Raw genomic sequence first — 15,336 nt, 5'->3', positions numbered from 1 at the left:
CGTCGTTTAGTTCGGATGATGAGGCAGGGAATCAACCGGTGGTGCAGGATACTGACGGAGATACGTCTTCGGGATCTCGTAGAGAATAAGTTCACCCGGCTTCGCGACCGGACTCGCACTGCTGCAAAGATTGCCCGTCGTGATTCCAGTACTGAGAATCGTGGCGACGGAGTAGTTCGTATAGAGCTCATCTCGCGGGCGGCAGTCCGCATACATATTCGCGAGGATGCGCATGATGCTCGCCTTCTTCGTATCCACGAGGATGACGCCGTTCTTGTCCGTCCCCATGGCAACCGATCCGATCTGATCGTCCCGGAGCGCGACGTTCAGCCTCTCATTCGTTACCGGCTGATTGGTCAACGCATTGATCACTCTGATATGAACCTCACCCGGTTTAGGTGGTGGCTGTGTCGACTGAGCAGCCTGAGCCGAACCCATCGCAGGCACCGCAGCGACAAGAATGGACCAAACCATCGCCACAAAAGCTCTCGATTTGTTCCTTCTCAGATTCAGCATCCTGCATCCTCTCTGCACTTGGCACGACAGTCCAGCCCTGCAGATCAAAAATATTTCTATAACGTGGCGTATTTTTCGAGCACCAAAAACACGTTGCTAACGCACCACGTTTACCACGCATTCCACCACGTTCTCACCATCAAAAAACCACGTGCAGAACACGGTATTTTCCAAAACACCCCTCAAAAACAAGGGAAAAACGAAGATCACTGCTCCCGAACCAGCCGCCGAAATTTTTCTCAAAATAACAAAAAAATTATTCGTCCTCCGCCGTCTCTATCAGCGGATCAACCGCAGGCCGCCGAACCATCTCATGCAGAGCCGCCCCAGGAGCAATCATCGGATAAACCCCGTCCTCTTTTTCAACCTGGAAGTTGATAAGAAACGGCTTACCACTCGTACGAGCTTTCGTAACCGTAGGAATTACATTCTTCCGTTCACTAACATGCGCCCCATCAATACCGTGCGCACCTGCCAGCTTCACAAAATCCGGCGACAGAATCGGCGAAGCAGCATAATTCTTCTCATAGAACGCCTCCTGCCACTGCCGAACCATACCTAGAAAACCGTTGTTAATCACAGCAATATTAATCGCCAAACCCTCTTGAACAATGGTCGAAAGCTCTGACGCAGTCATCTGAAAACCACCATCTCCAGCGATCACCCAGACATCCTTCTCAGGACACGCCACCTTCGCGCCAATTGCAGCAGGCAACGCAAACCCCATGGTTCCAAGGCCCCCGCTGGTGATCAACGAACGAGGCACGTCATGCTTGTAGTACTGCGCCTCCCACATCTGGTGCTGGCCTACATCAGTAACGATGACAGTCTGATCTGCGCGACCCGCTGCATGAGCCTCGCGCCAGATGTCGTTGATCACATGAGCGGCATAGAGATGGCCGTTGTCAGGCAAATTGATGATGTCGCGGACAGCCGCATCACCCTTCATCGCATTCACTTCGCCGATCCAGCTTGTATCAGTCTTCTTCGGCAGCAGCGGCAGAATAAGATCGAGGGTCTCACGCAGATCGCCAATCAACGCAACGTCGGCTTTGACGTTCTTATTGATCTCAGACGGATCAATCTCGATATGTATCTTCTTGGCGTTAGGCGCATAGTGCGCGAGGTTGCCAGTGACACGATCATCGAAGCGCATACCGAATGCGAGTAGGAGATCAGCTTGTTGAATGGCGTTGTTGACCCATGATTCGCCGTGCATGCCCATCATGCCGAGTGAGAGCGCGTGATAGGTAGGGAACGCTCCAAGACCGAGCAGGGTACTGGCCACGGGGATCTGCTGGCGTTCGGCGAAGGCGAGTACTTGTGCCTCCGCACCGGAGTGAGTAATGCCATGACCGGCGAGGATGATGGGTCGCTTTGCTTGCTGGATCAGCTCGATGGCTTTCTGAATGGCAGAGCTTTCCGCTTGCAGCATGGGGTGAGGCCGATAGTGCGCAGGGGCAGCCGCTTCGAAGTTGAAGGTTGCGCTATTTTGCTGCGCGTCTTTAGTGATGTCAATCAATACAGGGCCGGGGCGGCCGCTGGTCGCAATCTGAAAAGCTTCGCGCAATGCCGGTGCGATGTCTTCGGCGCGCGTCACGAGGTAGTTGTGTTTAGTAATAGGTAAAGTAATGCCGGTGATGTCGACCTCTTGAAATGCATCGGAGCCCAGGACCTTGGATCCAACTTGCCCTGTGATGCAGATGATAGGGACGGAGTCGAGCATTGCCGTTGCTATCCCTGTAACCAGATTCGTGGCGCCCGGTCCACTGGTGGCGATACAGACGCCAACCTTCCCCGAAGCCCGGGCGTAGCCGTCGGCCATGTGCGCGGCGCCCTGCTCGTGACGTACGAGGATGTGATGAATGGGGAATTTGCGCATAGCGTCGTACGCCGGGAGGATGGCCCCGCCGGGGTAACCGAAGACTTTGTCCACGCCCTCGCCGACGAGGGTGGCCCAGAGGATTTCGGAGCCGGTGAGTTGCGGATGTTGATTTTTCATAATTGGCCTCGATGTTAGGCGGAGCGAGTTTCGCAAAATAGAAGTGCAACGATCAATAGGAGGACGACGCTCGAAACAAGTGTCTCTCCTATCTTGTGACAGCTCCCTCGCTGGCGCTGCTGACGGAGTTTGCATACTTGGCGAAGACGCCGCGTTTGAAGCGGGGTTTGGGGGCCTGCCATGCTGCTAGGCGTTTGGCGATCTCGGCTTCGGGGACATTGAGTGTGAGTTTGCGGTTGGGGATGTCGAAGGTGATGGTGTCACCTTCGTGGACTGCGGCGATGGTGCCTCCAAGTTGAGCTTCGGGGGCGACGTGGCCAGCCATCAGCCCGCGGGTGGCTCCGGAGAAGCGGCCGTCGGTGAGGAGAGCTACTGTATCCGAGAGAGCGGGAATACCTTTGATTGCGGCTGTGACGGCGAGCATCTCGCGCATGCCGGGGCCGCCACGTGGGCCTTCGTAGCGAATGACGAGCACGTCGTTGGGGTTGATCTTCCCGGCTTCGACCGCGGCGTGGCAGTCGTCCTCGGACTCGAAGACTCGCGCTGTGCCGGTGTGGTGAATGCGCTCGTGGCCAGCGACTTTGATGACGGCGCCGTCGGGAGCGAGATTGCCGCGCATGATGACGAGGCCGCCGGTTGGCTTAAGAGCGTTGTCCCAAGTGTGAATGACGGGCTGGCCCGGGGTTTCTACGGCGAGGGCAGCCTCTTCCGCGAGTGTCTTGCCGGAGACGGTGATGCTGTCACCTTTGAGCAGACCCTTTTCGATGAGGCGCTGGGCGAGAAGGCGGGAGCCGCCTGCCTCCTGATAGTCCTTCGCGGCGTACTTGCCGCCGGGAGAGAGATCGCAGATGAAGGGGGTGTGTTCGGAGATGCGATCGAAGTCTTCCATCGTGAGCGGTATGTCGAACTCGTGTGCGATGGCGATGAGATGGAGGACGGCGTTGGTGCTTCCGCCCGAGGCAGCGACGGCGGCGATCGCATTGTCGATGGACTGGCGGGTGACGATCTTGCGTGGAGTGAGGCCGGCGCGGGCGAGATCCATGACTAGGCGGCCAGCCTGGCGGGAGGATTCGTGCTTTTCGGGCGACATAGCGGGGACGCCGGTGAGGTGCATGGGCGAGATGCCGAGGAACTCGCCGGCCATTGCCATGGTGTTTGCGGTGAATTGACCGCCGCAGGCTCCAGGGCCGGGACATGCGGCTGCTTCCAGGTCTTCGAGCTGTTGGTCAGTGATTTTGCCGGCCGCGTGGGAGCCCATGCCCTCGAAGACGCTGAGGATGGTGATCTCCTTGGTGGTGCCGTCGGGTTGTTTGAGCGAGCCGGGGGCGATGCTGCCGCCGTAGAGCATAAGGCCAGGTATGTCGAGGCGGGCAAGGGCCATGATGGCGGCAGGCATGTTCTTGTCGCAGCCGGCGATGCAAACGATGCCGTCGAAGGAGTTGCCGCGGGCGACAAGCTCGATGGAGTCGGCGATGACTTCGCGTGAGATGAGCGAGGCCTTCATGCCCTGCGTGCCCATGGTGATGCCGTCGTGGATGGTGACGGTGTTGAACTCCATAGGCGTGCCGCCGGCTTCACGGACGCCCTGCTTGACGGCCTCGGCGACCTTGCGCAGGTGGAAGTTACAGGGGCCGATCTCGGTCCATGTGTTAGCGATGCCGATGATGGGCTTGTGCAGATCTTCTTTGGTGAAGCCGACGCTGCGAAAGTAAGAGCGCGCAGCGGCTCGGGACGGGCCTTCGGTGAGGACGACAGAATTTTTCTTCGGATTGATTTCGTTGCTCAAAGGACAGCCTTTCAAAGGTGCTGGTTAGCGAGTCACCGGGTCAGCGCGAATTAAGCAGCGGTGGGTCTGGGTTTCAGCCAGAACTCAGCGTCATGTTTGTTTTCGAAGGCATCGAGTTCGGATTCGTGACGGAGAGTGAGGCCGATGTCGTCGAGGCCGTTCAACAGGCAGTATTTGCGGAACGGGTCGATGTCGAAGTGTGCGCTGAAGCCATGGTCGTCGGTGATGGTCTGGGCTTCGAGGTTGATGGTGATCTTGTGCGCCGGATTTTTTTCTGAGCGCTCCATCAGCGTTTGCACGTCCGTGTCAGAGAGGCGAACCAGGATCATGCCGTTCTTGCCGGCGTTGGAAAAGAAAATGTCAGCGAAGCTTGGGGCGATGACGGCGAGAAAGCCAAAGTCGGTGAGAGCCCAGGCGGCGTGCTCGCGGGAACTGCCGCAGCCGAAGTTTTTTCCAGCAATCAGAATCTTCGCGCCTTTGTGATGGTGTTTATTGAGGACGAAGTCTGGGTGAGGTTGGCCCGCATTGGGGCCTTCCTGGATGCGGCGCCAATCGTAGAAGAGGAAGTCGCCGTATCCGGTGCGCTCTATACGTTTGAGGAACTGCTTGGGGATGATCTGGTCGGTGTCGACGTTGGGGCGGTCAAGAGGCACGGCGTGGCTGGTGAGTATGTTGATGGGATGCATTACTTCGCCTCCTTCTGTGCTGTCTGATCTTTGAATTGCCAGGTGCGGATATCCGTGAAGTGGCCTGTGATTGCGGCAGCGGCTGCCATCTGCGGACTGACCAGGTGGGTGCGGCCTCCGCGGCCCTGGCGACCTTCGAAGTTGCGATTCGATGTGGAGGCGCAGCGTTCGCCAGGAGCGAGAATGTCGGGATTCATGCCGAGGCACATGCTGCAGCCAGGCTCGCGCCAGTCGAAGCCTGCCTCGGTAAAGATTTTGTCGAGCCCTTCTTTTTCAGCCTGCGTTTTGACGGACTGGGAGCCGGGTACGACCATTGCGCGGACCGTCGTGGCGACGTGATAGCCACGGACAACAGAGGCTGCGGCGCGGAGATCTTCGATGCGTGCGTTGGTGCAGGAGCCAAGAAAGACGCGGTCGATCTTGATCTCCTCGATCGGTTCGCCGGCGTGAAGGCCCATGTATTCGAGGGCGCGCTCGAAGGCCTTTTGATCGGCTTCGCTAGCTGCGGGGTCGGCCAACGGGACTGTGCTTTTGACGCCGGTGACCATGCCGGGCGAGGTGCCCCAACTGACGGTGGGAGTGATGTCGGCCGCGTTGAGAGTGAGTTCACGGTCGAAGATTGCTCCCGTGTCGGTTACAAGTTGCGACCAGTGGGCTACGGATTCGTCCCATGCGGTTCCGGATGACGAAAAGCGGCGGCCCTTTAGATAGGAGAAGGTTGTGGCATCGGGGGCAATCATGCCGGCGCGCGCTCCAGCTTCAATGCTCATGTTGCAGACTGTCATGCGGCCTTCCATCGAGAGGGCACGGATGGCCGAGCCAGCGTATTCAACGACGTACCCGGTGGCTCCGGCTGTGCCGATCTCGCCGATGATATGGAGTACGATGTCTTTTGCTGTGACACCGGGCGACAAAGTGCCTTCAACATTGATACGGAAGGTCTTTGGTTTGTCCTGCGGGAGGGTCTGCGTGGCCATGACGTGTTCGACTTCGCTAGTGCCGATGCCGAACGCTAGCGCGCCAAATGCGCCGTGGGTGCTGGTGTGAGAGTCGCCGCAGACGATGGTCATACCGGGTTTGGTGAGACCGAGCTCGGGCCCGATGATGTGAACGATGCCTTGGTTCGGCGATTGGACGTCATAGAGTTCGACGCCGAAGTCCGCACAATTTTTTCTCAGCGCTTCAATCTGCTTATGGGCGATCTGGTCGACGATGTGAAGACGGTCCTCGATGCTGCTAGTAGGGACGTTGTGATCTACCGTGGCGACGGTTCGATCCGGGCGGCGCAGCTTGCGGCCTGCCATGCGAAGACCGTCGAATGCCTGGGGGCTGGTAACCTCGTGGACCAGATGCAGATCGATGTAGAGGATACTCGGTTCGCCTGCGGGTTCGATGACGAGATGTTGCTGCCAAACCTTTTCGAAGAGTGTCTTGGGTGTATTAGGCGGTGTATTCATTGTTGTGCTTTCTGGTCATCCTGGGGCTTGACGGTGAATGTGTTGGCACCGATGGTGGCTGGTTGAATTTGATGCGGGGTGCCGTCGGGGTCGACGAGAATGGCGTGTGTGACTTGTTGAATCACGGTGCTACCGGTGGGTGGCTGTGCGGTCCAGCGGGCGACGCTGTGGGTTAGCGCAGGGGGGATGTGATCGGGATCGATCGGGTGATTTGCGAAGACCCAGAGGGTGTATTCAGCTCCGAGTTCGCTTGGGGTTTTGCTGTCCTTAATCCAGTCGATGGCGGCAAAGGCGACGAGGGGGTGAGGAAGTCCGAGGTCAACCCAGAGGAGACCGCGCGCCGGGCAGAAGCGGAAGACGCAGCCAGTGATCGAAAGATAACGATTGTCGTCGGCGACGACCTTATCAGGGACTGAAAGGAAGTCGAGCGCAGTCTCGTTGAGTGTCTTGTAGCCGGTCTTGGGATTGCCCCAGAAGGTTTGTGGCGCAGTGAGATATTGGGCCAGAAATGGCCGGAAGCGGGCATCGAGGACAAGCTGGTTTTCGCGACCGTCAGCCGGCGGGGGGGCGTATTGCCATAGCCATTCCAGGTTTTCTTTCGGCTGCTTTTTGTCTCTCTTTATTTGAGGCGAAGAGATCTGTGCCGACGTCCACATGGGGGTGAGTGCCAGGACAAAGATTGCGAGTTGGATAGTCGAGCGCATTAGCGATTTGTTCGTACAGACTTCTTTTGCGTAAAAACTATGAGGCCATTTACGAGGGAGAACATGATGAGCGCCGTGACGGCTAGAACAGCGAGAGGCGCGCCCTTCCACCAGCGATAGATGAGAGCGACGGCGACCGCGCAGTTCATCAGGATGAGCTTCGTCCGCACGTTCATCGGCTCACTCATACGGCATGCATGGCCTGGCGGCGATCGATGGACTCGGCCAGGGCCTGATGTACGAGCTTGCCCATCTCCTGTGTGCTGACTGGAGTCTGTCCCGGTTGCTGGCCGCGTGCGATGTCGGCGGTGCGGTAACCAGCGTCAAGCACTTTGTTGACCGCTGCTTCGACTGCCTTGGCGTCCTGTTCCAGATTTGCGGAGTGACGGAGGATCATCGCGGCCGTAAGGATGGCGCCGAGGGGATTGGCTTTGCCTGTGCCGGCGATGTCGGGTGCACTGCCATGAACAGGCTCGTAGAGATTGACCGCGCCACCGATGGTAGCGGAGGGCAACATGCCGAGCGAACCGGTGATGACTCCGGCTTCATCGGACAAAATGTCTCCGAAGAGATTTTCCGTGAGCACGACATCGAAGTTTCTGGGGATGTTCATGATGTGCATCGCCATGGAGTCGACAAGCTGGTGTTCGAGCGTAACGGAGGGGTAATCCTTTGCGACCTCGGTGACCGTGGCGCGCCATAACTGCGATACCTCGAGGACGTTTGCCTTGTCGACAGAGGTGACCTTCTGGCGCCGGTTGCCGGCGAGTTCGAAGGCGACGCGAGCTACGCGCACGACCTCATCACGGGTGTATCGCATGGTGTTGATGGCTTCGTTGCTGTTGCGATCCCACCAGCGCGGGGCACCGAAGTAGAGCCCGCCAAGGAGTTCGCGTACGAAGAGAATGTCGACGTCTTTTGTGACTTCGGGGCGCAGCGGGGAACTGGCGCTTAGCGCAGTGTAGGCGATGGACGGCCGCAGATTTGCGAAGCCTCCGAGAGCCTGCCGAATCTGGAGAAGGCCGGCCTCAGGACGCTTGTCAGGCGGGAGTGCGTTGAACTTGTTGTCGCCGACGGCGCCGAGGAGGACAGCATCGCACTCGAGTGCGGCGTCGAGCGTGGCGGTGGGTAAGGGTGACCCGGTCTCTGTGATCGCGGTCCCACCTATCAGACCTTCGACAAAGGTGAACTCGTGGCCGCCCATCTCGGCTACAGCGCGGAGGATATTTGTAGCCTGCTTGGTAACTTCGGGTCCGATGCCGTCGCCGGCGAGAACTGCAATTTTGAGGCGCATGACGCTCTTTCCTTTGGACGTGAGTTTAGTGCGTGATCACGGTGGACTTGTCCGGTTGCAGCAGGCCGAGCAAATCCTGGTCATAGATGGATTTCTTGCGGTCGGCCAACTCCGTGAAGCGATGGTAGACATCGTCGAGCTGAGCGCGCGTCAGCTTGTGTCCTAGTTCGGTGAGGCGCTGCTCGAGGAGGCGGCGACCGCTGTGTTTGCCGAGAACCATGTTGGTTGCAGGAACACCGACTGATTCGGGTGTCATGATTTCGTAGGTGAGCGGGTTAGCCATCATGCCGTGCTGGTGAATGCCGGATTCGTGCGCGAAAGCGTTGGCGCCGACGACGGCCTTGTTGGGCGAGCAGCCGAAGCTGATAAATTCGGCGAGCATCTGGCTGGTTGGGTAAAGCTGATTGAGCTTGATGTTGTTGGTGTAAGGAAGCTTGTCGCGGCGAACCATGAGGGCAGCGGCGATTTCTTCGAGGGCTGCATTGCCTGCGCGCTCGCCGATGCCGTTGATGGTGCACTCCGCCTGACGGGCGCCGGCGTGGATGCCTGCGAGCGTGTTCGCGACGGCCATGCCGAGATCGTTGTGGCAGTGAGTTGAGAGGATGACGTCGTCGATGCCGGGGACCTTGGCGATGAGCATGCGGAAGGTGGCTGCGTACTCGTCGGGTGTGGTGTAGCCGACTGTGTCGGGAATGTTGATGGTTGTGGCTCCGGCTTGTACCGCAGCCGTCACGATCTCGACGAGAAAGTCAGGATCGGTGCGCGTAGCGTCCTCGGCGGAGAACTCGACGTCGTCGGCAAAGGTACGGGCGAGACGGACTGACTCTCCGGCCTGATTGAGTGCCTCAGCGCGAGAGATCTTTAGCTTGGCTTCAAGATGGAGGTCCGAGGAGGCGAGGAAGGTGTGGATGCGAGCCTTGTCGGCGGGCTCGATAGAACGGGCTGCGGCTTCTATGTCCTCGCGCTTACAGCGGGCTAGGGAGGCTATGCGAGGGCCGCGAACCTCGCGGGCGATCATGCGGATCGAGTCGGAGTCGCCTTGGCTTGCGATTGCGAAACCGGCTTCCAAAACGTCGACGCCAAGGTTTGCGAGCTGGTGGGCCATGCGCAACTTTTCGTCATGGTGCATGGTGCAGCCGGGAGACTGTTCGCCATCGCGGAGGGTGGTGTCGAAGAAGACGATTTGATTATGCAGGGACATAGAATTTGGCACTTTCGATCTAGACGTTATCATAATGCATGCTTATGATCGCTTGCAGGTATATCAGAATTTCTAATTGCGGCATTCGATCTGCAAATTGCCGGCTGCGCGGAGGTAAGGATTGGACTTAGTCCAGATGGAGACGTTTCTGGCGGTGGCAGAGGAGCGTAGTTTCTCGCGAGCAGCGGCACGGCTCCATCGTACTCAGCCAGCAGTGAGTCAGGCAATCGCCAAGCTTGAAGGAGAGCTGGGCGAGGTGCTGTTTGAGCGCTCGTCAAGGGATGGAACGCTCACGGACGCGGGTGAGGTTTTGCGGGAATATGCCTCTAAGTTGTTGAATCTTAGGAACGAAGCGACGGGGGCTCTTACGGAGTTAAGGGAGCTACATAGCGGCAGACTGAATCTGGCCGCAAACGAGTACACCTGTCTTTATCTGCTTCCGTTGCTCGATGAGTTTAGACGACAAAATCCCAGGATCAAACTGGCGGTGCAGCGAACGTTGGCTAGCCGGATCTCGGACGAGGTGCTGATGCACTCGGTGGAGTTGGGGGTGCTCTCCTTCCGCCCCGACGACACACAGGTGAAATCAATGGTTGTGTACCGGGATGAGCTGGCCTTTGTGGTGAATCCACGACATCCACTGGCGGGGGCTGGAAAGGTATCGATTCGGCAACTAGGAGGGCAAAATTTCATCGCGCATAACATTCCTTCGCCTCAGCGGCAGAAGGTCATTCAGGCTTTCAAGCGCCACAAAACACCACTTCAGATGGGCGTAGAACTGCCGTCGCTGGAGGCGATCAAACGATTTGTAGAGATGGGTAATGGGGTGGCTTTGGTCCCCGGGCTGACAGTGCGCACCGAACTCGAGAGCGGGGCGCTGGTGCGGGTCCAGATACCCGAGTTGCAGATAGAGCGCAAGCTTAGGCTCGTCTATCGGAGGCAGGCCAGTCTGTCCCACGCGGCGCTGGCCTTTCTTAAGGTGGTGGAGGCTTACGCGGCGGCACACGGGGACCCCTATTGCTTCCAGGCAGACCGGGGCATCTGAGGTGCTGCGAATTTTTTGGGATAACGGAACCTTTGCGAAAAAAGCGCGTCTGTAGCAGTAGATTGACCACCGGAGAAACTCTTCCGGCAAACGCACTATGAGAGTGAGAATCCGATGACGAATGTATTTCGCAAACCAGTATTGCAAGCAGCTCTTTTGGCGCTATGTGTAACGGCGCTGAGCGCACTTCCCGTGATGGCACAAGAGCCGGCTCCGTCCACCCAGGATCAGGCAGGCCCACCCAACGGCGGGCATCGTGGAGCAGGTCAACGGGAGGAGCATCAGATCGACTTCCTGACAAAAAAACTTAACCTGACGCCAGATCAGGTTACCCAGGTGAAGGCAATCGACGACGATTCGCGAACTCAGATGACGGCGTTGCGTCAGGACACTACGACACCTCAAGCCGATAAGCGGGCGAAGATGATGGACATCCACAAGGCGTCGCAGGCTAAGATCCGCGCCGTGTTGACTGATGATCAGAAAACCAAGTACGACGCTTTGCAGGCGGAGATGAAGGAGCGTCGGGAGAGTCGTGAGGGCGGGCAGGGAGCACCGCCACCGCCGCCGCAGCAATAACACGTTATCCACAGATGTGATCATCAAGGCCGGACGGATGCAGATCGTCCGGCCTTCTTGCGTTGGCGGCGCGTCTTCGGGCAGCGGTGCGGTTACAATGAAACTCAGTGATTACGGCGTCCCATAACTCTGCAAACGCGTTGCCTGCGGGACAGCGTAGGAAGTTATGGACGAATTCGAAGGGATCCAGCGAAGAATGAAGAAAACGATGTTGTTGTTGGGTGCGCTGATGTTGTCTGCGGCGGCCGGTTATGCGCAGGAGAGCCGGCAGGACGTAAGCGTAAGCGCCACTGCTGCGTTTGCGCCAGAGATAACGGGGAACAGCGTGCAGAAGAACACAAGCACGACTATGGGACTCCTTGCCAGCTATCGCTACCTACTGACGCCGCGAAGCGGGCTCGAAGCGAACTATGGATATCAGCAGAATACCCAGTATTATCAGGTTTTCGGGAAGGCGAACGGCGGCATCCATACTCTGCAGCAGGAGGTCAGCCTCGCCTACGTGTTCAATCTGAACTTCAAAAACTTCAACCCGTTTCTTGAAGCTGGTCCGGGCGTAATGTTTTTCTCGCCGTTCAAGGATGCCGGGTCAACCAACCTGGATGCAAAGCGGAATACCAACATCGGCGCTCTGTTTGGCGGCGGTGTGGCCTATGAGCTAAGCCCAAGCTTTGACATTCGTGCAGAGTATAGGGCCTTCCTGGTAAAGACACCCACGTTCAGCCTTCCTGGCAACATCTTCAATACCAATCGTTACGAGGTTATCTCGACTCCGTCGATCGGTATTGCGTATCACTTCTAAAGATTGACGGTTTCAACATGAAAAGCCCCGGCGTTGACCGGGGCTTTCTGTTTGGACTACGACAGTCTGGGTAAGAGGGTCTACCGGAAGTGATACGCCGCACCTACCGTAATGATGTTAGGGGTAAGACTGGAGCCTGCGAAGTCGAACCATTGCTGGTACTCCCAATCCGCTCGGAGATAGAGGTAGGGCTTCAGTTTGTAGTCTGTGCCTACGCCGGCAGCGATGAGATTGTAGGCGAGGTTCGCTCGAAATCCGTCAGGGTTGACAGGAAAGTTGAAGACCCCGCGCCCGTAGAGGACTTTGCCGTAAGGAACGAACCGGCGATATTCACGGAAGTAGCGGCCGCCAATCTCGTAAGTTTTCTCGTAGAGATCATTTTGGTCTTTGACGAAATGAAACTCGCCAGTCAGGCCAATGTGGGGAAGAAAATCGAAGTCGAAGTAAGCTGCACCACCATTGAATCGATTCCCATAGTCGGAGTCGGCCGTGGAAAAGCCGCCACCGATCTTGAGAGCTCCCGCGCGAGTTGCTGTGGGAGTGGCTTGCGCGCTCAGCATGGATGTGGCCCCCAACAGGCCCAGAAAAATAACAACCTTTGTCAGCACGCGAACTCCTGTCGAATTGTGTTTTCCCTGACGCAGACCGGGTAGCGCAGTGACGATTCATCAAGGTAAAGCAACGTCTTCATCATGAACAGATTCTCTAACTAGCGCAGGGTATAAGCAACACCAATTGTGTAAGCGATAGGGGAAAGCCCGTGAGAATCGAATCCGGGCCACTTCTGAAACTCAACGTCGAATGCTCTCACGTTGATGTGTCGAGTTGCGCGTATGTCCAGACCGCCACCGGGCGCAAATTGGAAGTAGGTGAAGGTCGCCGCTGCTACAGAGCTGTCGGATTGGAAGCCGAAGCGACCGAAGCCCAGCAGCACCTTGGCGTAGGGCTCAAAACGTTTGTAATGCCATTTATACCGTGGACCAAGCAGGTAAGAGTTTTCGCTGATAGTGCCGGGAGTGCTGACGGAAATGTGAATGTCGCCTTCGACTCCCAGGTGTTGACCGATATCGTAGTTGCCGTAGACGGAAATACCCTTTATGTACTTCTGAGTATAGTCGGGACTGATGAAGGTTGCTCCGACGCCAATCTGCGCCGAGCCCTCACGAGAGGCGGTAGGAACGGCTTGACCGTGTGACCAGAGAGTCAGACTGAGGACGCAGGCAAAACAGCCGATGAGAAAATGCCGCTTCAACAGTGTGCCTCCTTATCAAACAAGGTTTGATGCGTGCATTGTGGCGAGTGAGATGACCCGAGACAATTAGAGCGCGGACGGTCCCAATGACCAGAGTCCATCCACGCTCTCAGGTTTAGTTTTGTTGTGCGTTCGTTGGTGGGGGAGTGGCAGCCGGTGCAGCGGCGGCTGGTGCTGCTGTGTTGTCGGCTGGCGCAGCATTCGCCGGTGTGCCTGTCGGAGCAGCAACAGGTTCTGCGGGCGCCTTGTAGTAGCTCAGTTTCAGGTAGACCGGTTCGACCTCGAATGGCATCTTGTCGGCTGCGGTGAGGAGAGGCTCAAATGCCGAGTGTAGGACGAATACCTGGTCGGTCCATGGATCGAAGCGCAGGAAGCTGGCCAACGGCATAGCCGCTTGCTGCTTCAGGTCCTTCATATCCAGCTTGGGGCCCTTTGTGGTGATGGCCTGCATCCAGAAGGTCGGATCAGTATCGCTCTTGATCAAACCATCGCCGATCATGGGTTCGTTAAGAGCCTTGAGACTCTTGACTCGCTGCTGCAGCTGTTGGAGGTAGAGACTAAAATACTGCTGGCCACCTTCCAACTCCTTCGCGTTTAGTAACTCCATGGCTTTCTTCGCTGCTGCTGTATTATCTGCGTCTGTGTGGTGCATGGGAATGCGGTTGAAGACCGTCGTTGAAGGGAAGAGCAGACGATCGTTGAAAGCGTATTTGGTGTCGAGACGGTGAGCAAGGATGATGTGGGCAATCTGGAAGGCCAGGATCGCATTGAGGTTGCCCATCTGCTGCGCGCCGTCCTGGGTTACAACGCCGGTGGTATCAAGCAGGCTCTTCGAGATAACGATGGTGTTGCCGATGGCGAGAGACTCCAGCGGTTCGGTCAGCAGAGTACGGCAGCGGATCGGTCTTGAGAGCGTGATGTTGTTGTAAGCGAGAATGTTGCCAGCGAGCGCTTCAAGAGTCTTATCGAATTCACTCGGTGCATCAAGCAAGCCTGCCTGGAAGAGACGCTCCACGATGTTGTCTTCTGCCTGCTGGACCCAAGCACGCTGGGCTCCAAGAGGGCTGACATCCTGTGCGTCGTTGCTGACGTCGGTTGCGCCGACGACATCCATCGAGGTGTTTTCGCTCTCCGGTGGAGGGACCTTCAGTACGTAGCCCCAGATGTGGTTAATGGCTTTGAATTTGAGGGTGCGGGAGACGCTCTTTGGATCGCTCTCTTCAACATAAAAAGAGGTCGGGAGCCAGAGATCGGGTTGAACATTGGTGCGCCAGCTGTCGAAGTGATAGAACTCCTTCTGGTCTTCCTGGGTACCAGCGAAGTCGCCATTGAAGCGAACCACGTTCCCGCTCCGTGTTTCGATCCAGATTCGACCAAAGAAGCGACCGTAGGCCTTCTTCCCTTCAATCGGCGTTACGTCAAAGACAGCCGTTGGGGTATTGCCGAGGAAGTCGTTGCGTACGTATCCAAAGGTGTAGTGCTGACGATCGAAGCTGTTGGAGTCCATCAGGAGCATCTGCACGAAGCCAGACTCATGGAAGTTCAGATGCAGACTGTTGCCGAGACCACCGACGAAGGAGACAGAGTGCTTGAAGAATCCAAGCTTGCCGTCGCTGCTGGTGCCCTTTGATGTCTCTTTGTTTACCGCGTAAGAGTTATCGCCGATGACGCTCTTGAAATCGACGCGGCTGAGGAAGTGCTCGTCAGATTCGGGAACCTGGCCCAGTAGAGGATCAGGCTTCATGGTCTGGATGTAGGTCTCGACGAGAGGAGCCCGCTCCTTGACGGTCTTGACGATCACCTTTTCTCGGGCGATCGACTTGTCAATAAGTGCGTTTTGCGCGGCCGTCGGCTTGCGCGTCGTAGAGAGGTCCTCATCCATCTTCTTCTTTTTGCCAGGATGTAGGATGCCTGCTCCCGCGGGGAGAGTGGTTGCGACTAGAAGTGCCAGCAGCAGACCGGCGGTAGACTGTTTCCCGTGAATCATGATTTGCGGCTCCTACGGTGACCCC

General features: G+C 57.3%; 15 protein-coding genes. 3 read left to right on the top strand and 12 right to left on the bottom strand.

Annotated features, from left to right (window positions below; translation table 11 throughout):
- Positions 1–6: 6 nt before the first annotated feature.
- The 9 genes from RBB77_RS17680 to RBB77_RS17640 all read right to left on the bottom strand — a co-directional run bounded on the left by RBB77_RS17680 (position 7) and on the right by RBB77_RS17640 (position 9,646).
- The gene (locus tag RBB77_RS17680) at positions 7–516 is read right to left on the bottom strand and encodes a hypothetical protein (RefSeq protein ID WP_353063058.1); all 510 of its coding nucleotides are present in this window, start codon (positions 514–516) and stop codon (positions 7–9) included.
- 256 nt (positions 517–772) lie between these two features.
- Complete coding sequence (gene ilvB / locus RBB77_RS17675) at positions 773–2,518, bottom strand: biosynthetic-type acetolactate synthase large subunit (protein ID WP_353063057.1); 1,746 nt, start codon at positions 2,516–2,518, stop codon at positions 773–775.
- A gap of 88 nt (positions 2,519–2,606) precedes the next feature.
- Positions 2,607–4,304 (bottom strand): dihydroxy-acid dehydratase, encoded by a 1,698-nt coding sequence (ilvD, locus tag RBB77_RS17670; RefSeq protein WP_353063056.1) that lies wholly within the window; start codon positions 4,302–4,304, stop codon positions 2,607–2,609.
- A 50-nt stretch (positions 4,305–4,354) separates the two neighbouring features.
- On the bottom strand, positions 4,355–4,990 hold the full coding sequence (leuD, locus tag RBB77_RS17665) for a 3-isopropylmalate dehydratase small subunit (RefSeq protein WP_353063055.1): 636 nt from the start codon (positions 4,988–4,990) through the stop codon (positions 4,355–4,357).
- Positions 4,990–6,447: a 3-isopropylmalate dehydratase large subunit gene (gene leuC / locus RBB77_RS17660; RefSeq protein WP_353063054.1), complete on the bottom strand. Its 1,458-nt coding sequence runs from the start codon at positions 6,445–6,447 to the stop codon at positions 4,990–4,992. The genes leuD and leuC overlap by 1 nt, the downstream gene beginning before the upstream one ends.
- Positions 6,444–7,151 (bottom strand): hypothetical protein, encoded by a 708-nt coding sequence (locus tag RBB77_RS17655; protein WP_353063053.1) that lies wholly within the window; start codon positions 7,149–7,151, stop codon positions 6,444–6,446. The genes leuC and RBB77_RS17655 overlap by 4 nt, the downstream gene beginning before the upstream one ends.
- Positions 7,151–7,339 (bottom strand): hypothetical protein, encoded by a 189-nt coding sequence (locus RBB77_RS17650; protein WP_353063052.1) that lies wholly within the window; start codon positions 7,337–7,339, stop codon positions 7,151–7,153. The genes RBB77_RS17655 and RBB77_RS17650 overlap by 1 nt, the downstream gene beginning before the upstream one ends.
- Entirely contained in the window at positions 7,336–8,445 is a 1,110-nt protein-coding gene (gene leuB / locus RBB77_RS17645) for a 3-isopropylmalate dehydrogenase (RefSeq protein ID WP_353063051.1), read from the bottom strand. The genes RBB77_RS17650 and leuB overlap by 4 nt, the downstream gene beginning before the upstream one ends.
- 25 nt (positions 8,446–8,470) lie before the next feature.
- Positions 8,471–9,646 (bottom strand): 2-isopropylmalate synthase, encoded by a 1,176-nt coding sequence (locus RBB77_RS17640; protein ID WP_353063050.1) that lies wholly within the window; start codon positions 9,644–9,646, stop codon positions 8,471–8,473.
- A gap of 121 nt (positions 9,647–9,767) precedes the next feature.
- Here RBB77_RS17640 and RBB77_RS17635 point away from each other — a divergent pair, with 121 nt between their 5' ends.
- The 3 genes from RBB77_RS17635 (at position 9,768) to RBB77_RS17625 (ending at position 12,072) form a co-directional block, all read left to right on the top strand.
- Positions 9,768–10,691 (top strand): LysR family transcriptional regulator, encoded by a 924-nt coding sequence (locus tag RBB77_RS17635; protein ID WP_353063049.1) that lies wholly within the window; start codon positions 9,768–9,770, stop codon positions 10,689–10,691.
- Between the two features lie 114 nt (positions 10,692–10,805).
- Positions 10,806–11,270 carry a Spy/CpxP family protein refolding chaperone gene (locus RBB77_RS17630; protein ID WP_353063048.1) on the top strand — a complete coding sequence of 155 codons (465 nt, stop codon included), beginning with the start codon at positions 10,806–10,808 and terminating at the stop codon, positions 11,268–11,270.
- A gap of 196 nt (positions 11,271–11,466) precedes the next feature.
- Positions 11,467–12,072, top strand: coding sequence for an acyloxyacyl hydrolase (locus RBB77_RS17625; protein WP_353063047.1), 606 nt, complete (start codon positions 11,467–11,469; stop codon positions 12,070–12,072).
- Between the two features lie 80 nt (positions 12,073–12,152).
- Here the strand turns inward: RBB77_RS17625 and RBB77_RS17620 are convergent, their stop codons facing one another.
- The 3 genes from RBB77_RS17620 to RBB77_RS17610 all read right to left on the bottom strand — a co-directional run bounded on the left by RBB77_RS17620 (position 12,153) and on the right by RBB77_RS17610 (position 15,311).
- Positions 12,153–12,680, bottom strand: a complete 528-nt coding sequence (locus tag RBB77_RS17620) for an outer membrane beta-barrel protein (RefSeq protein WP_353063046.1) — start codon at positions 12,678–12,680, stop codon at positions 12,153–12,155.
- A 101-nt stretch (positions 12,681–12,781) separates the two neighbouring features.
- A complete protein-coding gene (locus RBB77_RS17615) occupies positions 12,782–13,324 on the bottom strand; it encodes an outer membrane beta-barrel protein (protein WP_353063045.1) in 543 nt (180 codons plus the stop codon).
- 115 nt (positions 13,325–13,439) lie between these two features.
- Positions 13,440–15,311, bottom strand: a complete 1,872-nt coding sequence (locus RBB77_RS17610; RefSeq protein WP_353063044.1) for a hypothetical protein — start codon at positions 15,309–15,311, stop codon at positions 13,440–13,442.
- Positions 15,312–15,336: the final 25 nt, after the last annotated feature.

The organism is Tunturibacter psychrotolerans, from assembly GCF_040359615.1.
Taxonomy (GTDB): Bacteria; Acidobacteriota; Terriglobia; order Terriglobales; family Acidobacteriaceae; genus Edaphobacter; species Edaphobacter psychrotolerans.
This window is presented reverse-complemented; position numbering and strand designations above follow the sequence as displayed.